Here is a 3,675-nt window from a genome sequence, read left to right as displayed (position 1 = left end):
CGGGTTGGTCCCCGTGTTTCTGACCCTTGTAAAGCAAAGGCTGTGCCAATTTTTCCGGTGCGCGCATTTCCAAGGCTTTTGCCAGCCGCGCCGCGCGCCGGGAGGGGGAGGGGAAGCGCGGCGGCCCGGGGGTCAGAGGCTGTCGACGAGCACCAGCTCGGCGTCGTCGAGCGCCTCGACGGTGATGCGATCAAGGTCGCGGATCGCGATGCCGTCGCGGGGATCGGCATCCTCGCCGTTGACGCGGATGCGGCCCTTGGCGGCGACCAGATAGGCGTGACGCCCGGCGCCGAGGTCATAGCTGACGCTTTCCCCGGCATTGACCGTCGCCGCCGCCACACGGGCGTCGGCGCGGATCGGCAGCGCGTCGTCGTCGCCGTCGATGCCGCTCGCCAGCGTGACGAACCGGCCCGACCGGTCGGCCTGCGGAAACTGGCGCGCGCCCCAGCCGGGATTGCCGCCGGCGCGATCGGGAATGATCCAGATCTGGAACAGCGTCGTTTCCTCGTCCTCCAGGTTGAACTCGCTGTGCGTCACCCCGGTGCCGGCGCTCATCACCTGAACGTCGCCCGCGGCGGTGCGTCCGGCATTGCCCATGCTGTCGCGATGGCTGATCGCGCCGGTCCGGACATAGGTGATGATTTCCATGTCGCGATGCGGGTGCGGCGGAAAACCCGACTGCGCCGCAATGGCATCGTCGTTCCACACGCGCAGCGCGCCCCAGCCCATCCGGCTCTCGTCATAATAGTTGGCAAAGGAAAAATGGTGGCGCGCATCGAGCCAGCCGTGGTTGGCATGGCCCAGCGTGTCGAATTTGCGAATATCGATCATGGCCTTGTCCTTTCTGTCGCGCCGCGCCTGGCGGGATGCCCGGCAGCGCCTTTGTTGAGGACAAGATAGCGATTGGGATTGTTTCTGAAATAGCATAGATGGAAATTGATCGTTTCCATATTTGCATCAATCGTCATTGCGAGGAGCGAAGCGACGCGGCAATCCAGAACAGGCGTAAACCGCTCTGGATTGCTTCGCTTCGCTCGTAATGACCCGGTTGGTGGAGCGATCATGTTGTCGAGAAACGGAGCGTCGGAATGTCACTACCCGATTACGAAGGCTGGGCCTGCTTCGCGGCGGTCGCCGACAGCGGCAGCTTTACCGCCGCCGCCACATCGCTCGGCATGTCAAAGGCGAGCGTCTCCAAGGCGGTGACGCGCCTCGAAACGTCGCTCGGCATCGCATTGCTCCACCGCAGCTCGCGCGTCGTCACCGTGTCGACCGCGGGCGAGCGGCTGCTGGGCGAGGCGCAGGCGATGGTCGCGGCGGCGACGGCAGCGACCGAGGGCGCGCGCGGCGACCGCGCCGATCTGGCGGGACCGATCCGGCTGGCCGCCCCGATGAGTTTCGGGATCAAGGTTCTCGGCGGCCCGATCGCGGCTTTTCTCGACCTGCACCCCGCGGTCGAGATCGAAGTGATGCTGAGCGACGCGCGCCACGACCTGGTGGCGGAGGGGATCGACCTCGGGCTGCGGATAGCGACCATGGAGGACAGCAGCCTGCTTGCGCGTACGATCGCTCCGGTAACGGCGTCGGTCATCGCCAGCCCGGCCTATCTGGAAAAGCACGGCACCCCGCGCCATCCGCTCGACCTCGCCAGCCATCGGCTGATCGGCTATGGCCACCGCGAGCGCGCGATGCCGCTGCGCTTTCACCGGGGCGGCGAGGAGGCGACGGTCATTCCGACCGGGCCGTTGTTCGCCAACAACGGCGACATCATGATTCCCTTGCTGGCAGCGGGCGGCGGCGTGGCGGCGCTGCCCGACTTTATCGCTGAGGAAGCGCTGGCGCAGGGCGAGGTGGTTCGCATCCTGACCGACTGGGCGACGCCGCAAGCCTTTCTTCACCTGCTTTCGCCACCATCACGCCTGCGTCCGGCGCGCGTGCGCGCGCTTGCCGACCATCTGGTCGAGACGCTGAAACGGTCGTGCAACGCCGTCGTGACGACCGCTTCGACGGCATGAAATTACCCGCCAAAGGTCCGCCGAGGTCATCGGCGATTCCCCGCGACTCGTGGATTCCTGCGGGTTAAATCAAAATTAACCTTTTCCCTTCATTAGTTTCGTGGTTAATGTTCCGGCAGTCCGCAACAGGGGTCGGTCGGTGGCATCGCACAAGATAGCCATGCGGTCGAAAGGCAGGGCTATCGTGGGAAACAATCAAGGGGTGCCCAATGCGCGTATTGCTGATCGAGGACGAGCCGACGACCGCCAAGGCGATCGACACGATGCTCACCACCGAGGGCTTCAACGTCTACACCACCGATCTGGGTGAAGAAGGCTTGGACCTGGGTAAGCTCTATGATTACGACATCATCCTGCTCGACCTGAACCTGCCCGACATGCACGGCTATGACGTGCTGAAAAAACTGCGCACGGCAAAGGTGCAGACGCCGGTGCTGATCCTGTCGGGCATTTCCGAAATGGACAGCAAGGTGCGCTCGTTCGGCTTTGGCGCCGACGATTATGTGACCAAGCCGTTCCACCGCGACGAGCTCGTCGCCCGCATCCACGCCGTCGTTCGCCGCTCGAAAGGCCACAGCCAGAGCGTCATCAAGACTGGCAAGCTGGCGGTCAACCTCGACACCAAGACGGTCGAGGTTGACAGCGTCCGCGTGCATCTGACCGGCAAGGAATATCAGATGCTGGAACTGCTCTCGCTCCGCAAGGGCACGACGCTGACCAAGGAAATGTTCCTGAACCACCTCTATGGCGGCATGGACGAGCCCGAGCTCAAGATCATCGACGTCTTTATCTGCAAGCTGCGCAAGAAGCTCGCGCTGGCCTGCGGCGGCGAAAATTATATCGAAACGGTCTGGGGCCGCGGTTATGTCCTTCGCGACATCGACGACGAAGGCAATGAGGTGCGCCGCGTCGCCTGACGCATCGCGCATCGCACGCACAAGTTAACCGAGGGAAACCGGCGTGGAGCAATCCGCGCCGGTTTTCCTTTGTGCGGCGTGGCGGTATCCTATCGTTTGTCGATCCAGATGCTGCGCCCGAATTGCGCGGGTTGGGCCGCGCCGAGCACCAGTCCGGGACGGCGTGCCGGGGCGGTCGGCGGCGGAATGATCTCGAACCCCGCAACGGCTTCGCCGGCAGCTGCGCCTGCGCCGTGGGCGGCGCGCAGTCGGCTCGCTTCGACCGGCTGATCGGTTTCGATCCCGAAACGGTTGCCCGCGACCCAGCGCACCGTGCCCAGCATCGTTTCATGGCCGGGCAGAAAAACGGTGACGCGCTCGCCGATTTGCAGGGTGCCGGGTGCCTGGCCGCCAATGCCGGTTTCCGAAACATTGCGGATGGTGACGTCGAACTGGCCCAGCCGGGTACAGGCAAGGGCCGCCTTCACCAATCGCGACTGGCGCGGCTGGCGCTTTTCGTCGGGCGGTGATGAGGCCGGGGGAGCCTCGGGATTGGACATGGTGCGACCCATCACTGACGGCCGACCCCCACGTCCGCCGAATATCATGGTCCCGCTCTTGTCATAACCGCGGAGGGTTAAATTTTGTATAGCGTGTTCGGTAAGGTTTGACGGGACCTATCGCCGCCAAAAGGGAAACGGCCCCTCCGCTGCGGCGCGCGCGCCGGTGTCGATGCCGAGCGAGGTCGCGCCCTCGGGCGACAG

The 3,675-nt window shown here is 64.5% G+C and carries 4 protein-coding genes; 2 read left to right on the top strand and 2 right to left on the bottom strand.

The features are described 5' to 3' along the window. Window positions 1-132: 132 nt before the first annotated feature. Window positions 133-831, bottom strand: a complete 699-nt coding sequence (locus IR187_RS16635; protein WP_194955685.1) for a pirin family protein — start codon at window positions 829-831, stop codon at window positions 133-135. Between the two features lie 257 nt (window positions 832-1,088). Between IR187_RS16635 and IR187_RS16630 the strand changes: the two genes are divergently transcribed. Both IR187_RS16630 and ctrA read left to right on the top strand, forming a co-directional pair. After that, entirely contained in the window at window positions 1,089-2,015 is a 927-nt protein-coding gene (locus IR187_RS16630) for a LysR family transcriptional regulator (protein WP_194955684.1), read from the top strand. 209 nt (window positions 2,016-2,224) lie between these two features. Further along, window positions 2,225-2,932 carry a response regulator transcription factor CtrA gene (gene ctrA, locus IR187_RS16625; protein ID WP_058457016.1) on the top strand — a complete coding sequence of 236 codons (708 nt, stop codon included), beginning with the start codon at window positions 2,225-2,227 and terminating at the stop codon, window positions 2,930-2,932. Between the two features lie 89 nt (window positions 2,933-3,021). On the opposite strand, the gene IR187_RS16620 is transcribed toward ctrA, so the two are convergent. After that, window positions 3,022-3,483 carry a PilZ domain-containing protein gene (locus tag IR187_RS16620; RefSeq protein ID WP_228766016.1) on the bottom strand — a complete coding sequence of 154 codons (462 nt, stop codon included), beginning with the start codon at window positions 3,481-3,483 and terminating at the stop codon, window positions 3,022-3,024. Window positions 3,484-3,675 lie beyond the last annotated feature (192 nt).

This window comes from Sphingopyxis solisilvae (assembly GCF_015475875.1).
GTDB classification, from domain to species: domain Bacteria; phylum Pseudomonadota; class Alphaproteobacteria; order Sphingomonadales; family Sphingomonadaceae; genus Sphingopyxis; species Sphingopyxis solisilvae.
The sequence above is the reverse complement of the archived record's forward strand: the minus strand, read 5'-3'. Positions and strand labels throughout refer to the sequence as shown.

Bases quoted from the DNA above. Each gene is read 5' to 3' on its own strand.
- IR187_RS16620 (WP_228766016.1), bottom strand. From the start codon at position 3,483: ATGGGTCGCACCATGTCCAATCCCGAGGCTCCCCCGGCCTCATCACCG.
- ctrA (WP_058457016.1), top strand. From the start codon at position 2,225: ATGCGCGTATTGCTGATCGAGGACGAGCCGACGACCGCCAAGGCGATC.
- IR187_RS16635 (WP_194955685.1), bottom strand. From the start codon at position 831: ATGATCGATATTCGCAAATTCGACACGCTGGGCCATGCCAACCACGGC.
- IR187_RS16630 (WP_194955684.1), top strand. From the start codon at position 1,089: ATGTCACTACCCGATTACGAAGGCTGGGCCTGCTTCGCGGCGGTCGCC.